The 3,786-nt window shown below is 73.0% G+C and carries 3 protein-coding genes, 1 tRNA gene, 1 pseudogene and 1 riboswitch; of the genes and pseudogenes, 1 reads left to right on the top strand and 4 read right to left on the bottom strand.

What is annotated here, in order from left to right; all coding sequences use genetic code 11:
- Window positions 1-216: 216 nt before the first annotated feature.
- The 3 genes and pseudogenes from apaG to metZ form a co-directional block, all read right to left on the bottom strand.
- Window positions 217-627 carry a Co2+/Mg2+ efflux protein ApaG gene (gene apaG, locus CR162_RS19765; RefSeq protein ID WP_099097235.1) on the bottom strand — a complete coding sequence of 137 codons (411 nt, stop codon included), beginning with the start codon at window positions 625-627 and terminating at the stop codon, window positions 217-219.
- Between the two features lie 12 nt (window positions 628-639).
- Window positions 640-1,254, bottom strand: coding sequence for a LysE family translocator (locus CR162_RS19760; protein ID WP_099097234.1), 615 nt, complete (start codon window positions 1,252-1,254; stop codon window positions 640-642).
- Between the two features lie 446 nt (window positions 1,255-1,700).
- Window positions 1,701-2,891, bottom strand: a pseudogene (gene metZ / locus CR162_RS19755) (O-succinylhomoserine sulfhydrylase); the annotation flags it as partial.
- A 61-nt stretch (window positions 2,892-2,952) separates the two neighbouring features.
- Window positions 2,953-3,031, bottom strand: a riboswitch (SAM riboswitch).
- A gap of 67 nt (window positions 3,032-3,098) precedes the next feature.
- On the opposite strand from metZ, the gene CR162_RS19750 reads away from it, so the two are divergent.
- Window positions 3,099-3,172, top strand: a tRNA-Gly gene (locus CR162_RS19750).
- A 100-nt stretch (window positions 3,173-3,272) separates the two neighbouring features.
- Here the strand turns inward: CR162_RS19750 and CR162_RS19745 are convergent.
- On the bottom strand, window positions 3,273-3,786 hold a 514-nt coding region (locus CR162_RS19745), incomplete at its 5' end, for a Crp/Fnr family transcriptional regulator (RefSeq protein ID WP_141563252.1).

The following is a 3,786-nucleotide window of genomic DNA, read 5'->3' as shown; positions in this document are numbered from 1 at the left end:
TCGGCCGGCGCGGGGCCTCGTCTCGGTCGGTGCGGGCGGGGTCGGCCAGCGGACGCGCCGGCGGCAAGGTCATGTTCACGATGCGAATTCCGGTTGGCGGTCCGTCAGCGGTGGCGCTGGCGGATGTGGCGCTGGCGGCAGGGCATGTGGCGCATCAATGGGGATGCGGCGGCCCGGGCACAATGGCCGCCGGCGCAGGGCTCGGGCGACAAGGGATCAATGCACCGCGCCGGTCTGGTGCGGGCTGTCCAGGCTGAACAGGGGAATGGCGATGTCGAAGGCCTCGCCGCTGGCGGTGTCGATCATGTGATAGGTGCCGCGCATGAAGCCCGAGGGCGTGGAGAGCGGGGTGCCGGAGGTGTACTCGAAGCTCTCCCCCGGCTCCAGCACCGGCTGCTCGCCCACCACGCCGGGGCCGTGCACCTGCTGGGTGCGGCCGGCGCCATCGGTGATCAGCCAGCTCCGCTTCAGCAGCTGCACGGTGCGCGGCCCCTGGTTCTCGATGCTGACCCGGTAGGCCCAGACGAAGTGCGACTGCTCGGGCTTCGACTGGTCGGACAGGTAGAAGGCGCGCACGGAAACGCGGACATCGCGCGTGGTGGCGGTGAAGAGGGGGGGCTGGGTCATGGGGTGGTCCTATCAGCCCGCGCGGCGCAGCGCGGCGGTGGCGAGGCCCGCCCCCACCAGCATGCCGCCGCCGGCGCGGTTCAGGGCCCGGCGCAGGCCGGGCCGCCGCACGGCGCCGGACAGGCGGCCCGCCAGCAGCGCGTAGAACAGCGCGTTGGCCGCCGCCAGGGTGACGAAGCTGGCCACCAGGATGGCGGCCTGCGGCGGGAAGGGCCGGGCCGGGTCGAGGAACTGCGGCACGAAGGCCACGAAGAAGGCGATCGACTTCGGGTTCAGCGCGGTGACGATGAAGGCCTGCCGCCAGGCGGCGCCGGCGGTGAGCGGCAGGGGGCCGCCCGCTGCCACGGGGGCGCGCCAGAGCCGCACGCCCAGATAGACGAGATAGGCGGCGCCCAGCCATTTCAGCGCCGTGAACAGCGCCGCCGAGGTGGCCAGCAGCGCGCCGAGCCCGGCGAGCGACAGGCTCATCGCCACCAGGTCGCCGGCGGCGACGCCCGCCACCAGGGGCAGGGCCGCCCGCCGCCCGCCGCCCAGCGACTGGCCGATGACGAGGAGGATGGTGGGCCCCGGGATCAGCAGCATGACCGATGCCGTGGCCAGAAAGGCGATCCAGGTCTCGGGCGACATGGTCTCTCCGGGTGGCGCGAGGGCCGTGCATTCTGCGCCGCGGCGCCCGGCGCGTCGAGGGCGCGCCGAAGCCTGTGAAGCGGGGGGCGGGGGAGGAAGCCTCCCGCGCCCCGCCCGGCGCGCGCGGCTCAGCGGCGCTTGGGGCCTTGCTGGAACAGGTCGGGCTCGGCCGCGGCCTGGGTTCCGGCGGCGTCGCGCCTCGCCGGGGCCTTGCGCGCGGCGGGCCGGGAGGGCGCTTCCGGAGCGGGCATCTCTCCCGCCGGCGCTTCCTGCCCCGCGGCCTTGACGGCCCCCTTGGCGGCGCGCTGGGCGGCGGGGGCGGGCGCGGCGGCGCGGGCGCGGCGCGGCGCCTGGGCCGCGGCCTTGGCGGGTGCCTTCACCGCCGCCACCGTCTCCTCCACCACCATGCGGCCGAGCGGCTTGCGGCTGGGCGCGGCCTCGCCGCCCACCGCGTCGAGCGCGGCGGCGATGTCCTCCACCAGGTCCGCCACGTCCTCCAGCCCCACCGACAGGCGCAGCGCCCCGTCGGTGATGCCGAGCCGCGCCCGCTCCTCCGCCGCCACGCGCATGTGGGTGGTGGTGGCGGGGTGGGTGATCAGGCTCTTGGCGTCGCCCAGGTTGTTGGAGATGTCGATCACCCGCAGCGCGTCCAGGAAGCGGAAGGCCGCCTCCTTGCCGCCCCTGAGCGTGAAGCTGACCAGCGTGCCGCCGGCCGACATCTGCTTCTTGGCCAGCTCGTATTGCGGGTGGCTGGCAAGGTAGGGGTAGTGCACCGCCTCCACCTCGGCGCGCTCCTCCAGCATCTGGGCGATGGCGGCGGCGTTGCGGCACATGGCCGGCACGCGCAGGTGCAGCGTCTCCAGCCCCTTCAGGATGGTCCAGGCGTTGAAGGGCGAGAGGGCCGGGCCGGTGTTGCGCACGAAGGGCTGCAGCACCTCCTCGATCCACTTCCTGCTGCCCAGCACGGCGCCGCCCAGCACGCGGCCCTGGCCGTCGAAGTGCTTGGTGGCGGAATACACCACCACATCGGCGCCGAACTGCATGGGCTTCTGCAGCAGCGGCGTGGCGAAGACGTTGTCCACCACCACGATGGCGCCGGCGGCATGGGCCAGGTCGCACACCGCCTTCAGGTCCACCATCTCCAGCATCGGGTTGGAGGGGGTCTCCAGCAGCACGAGCTGGCAGGGGCGGCGGAAGGCGGCCTCCCACTGGGCGAGGTCGGCGCCGTCCACGAACTCGGTCTGGATGCCGTAGCGCGGCAGCAGGGTGGAGACGATCCAGTGGCAGGAGCCGAACAGGGCGCGGCTGGCCACCACCCGGTCGCCGGTCTTGAGGTGGGACAGCATGGCGGCGTGCACGGCGGCCATGCCGGTGGCGGTGGCGCGGCAGGCCTCCGCCCCTTCCAGCGCGGCGAGGCGCGCTTCCAGCGCCAGGACGGTGGGGTTGCCGAAGCGCGAATACTGGAAGTGCTGGACCTCGCCCGTGAAGGTCTGCTCGGCCTGGAGGGCGCTGTCATAGACGAAGCCGGAGGTGAGGTAGAGGGCCTCGGAGGTCTCGTCGAAGTTGCTGCGCATCTGCCCGCCCCGGACCAGCAGGGTTGCGGGGCGCAGCGGACGGTCGGTTGCGGGCTTGGCCATGGGACGGGCGAACTCTCGGGCTGGCATCCAGAACCCGGCCCGGTCGGGCGGGGCTTGCGCGCGCATCCCCGCCGCGGCCGTTTAGCGCGATTGTTTAAGCTCGCCGCAAGCTGGCCGGACAAATCGCGAGCACCCGGCGGACCGGGCGGGAAGACTCTTACGCGTGGCTTGCCGGCGGCACAAGGGCAGGCTAGAAGCCTCGCCGAGGCGGGCGTAGCTCAATGGTAGAGCTCTTGGTTCCCAACCAAGTGACGAGGGTTCGATTCCCTTCGCCCGCTCCATCTCCCTTCCCGATGCCGGCAGCCCATCGCGCGCGATGGCCGGGGCCGCGCCTTCCCGCCCTCCTGGCAGGACCGGCCTGGCCAAACCGGCATAGGCGGATCAGCGGCGCGGGCGTGCTCTGGCGGCGCCATGGCCGCCGAAGATGCGGTCATAGGCGCCGCGCTGGATCTCGTAGCACTCGCAGGCCATGCTTTCGAGCCCGGTCCGGTCGGTCACCGTGATCCGGCCCTTCTCGTAGCGGATGAAGCCCGCCTTCTGGAACTGCCCCGCCGCGACCGTGATCCCGGCGCGGCGGACGCCGAGCATCATGGACAGGACCTCGTGGGTCATGGGCAGCGCGTCGCCCTCGACCCGGTCATGCGCCATCAGCAGCCAGCGCGCCAAGCGCTCATTGGTATGGTGGCGGCCATTGCAGGCCGCCGTCCGCGCCACCTGCTCGTGGTGGACAAGGGCATAGCGCAACAGAAGCGCGTGCAGGACCGGGTCGGCCTCGAGCGCGGCGCGGAACGCGTCCGCGCCCATGCTCAGTGCCAGGCCAGGGCACTGCACCAGCGCCTCTATGTCGCTGTGGTCGTCCCCGAGCAGCACGGGAAGGCCGACCAGCCCCTCATGC

Source organism: Teichococcus rhizosphaerae (assembly GCF_002631185.1).
GTDB classification, from domain to species: domain Bacteria; phylum Pseudomonadota; class Alphaproteobacteria; order Acetobacterales; family Acetobacteraceae; genus Pseudoroseomonas; species Pseudoroseomonas rhizosphaerae.
Note: the sequence above shows the minus strand (reverse complement) of the source record. Positions and strands in the feature narration are given on the sequence as shown.

What these genes read in the sequence shown, in the direction of transcription:
- CR162_RS19760 (WP_099097234.1), bottom strand. Translation starts at nt 1,254, where the DNA reads ATGTCGCCCGAGACCTGGATCGCCTTTCTGGCCACGGCATCGGTCATG.
- apaG (WP_099097235.1), bottom strand. Translation starts at nt 627, where the DNA reads ATGACCCAGCCCCCCCTCTTCACCGCCACCACGCGCGATGTCCGCGTT.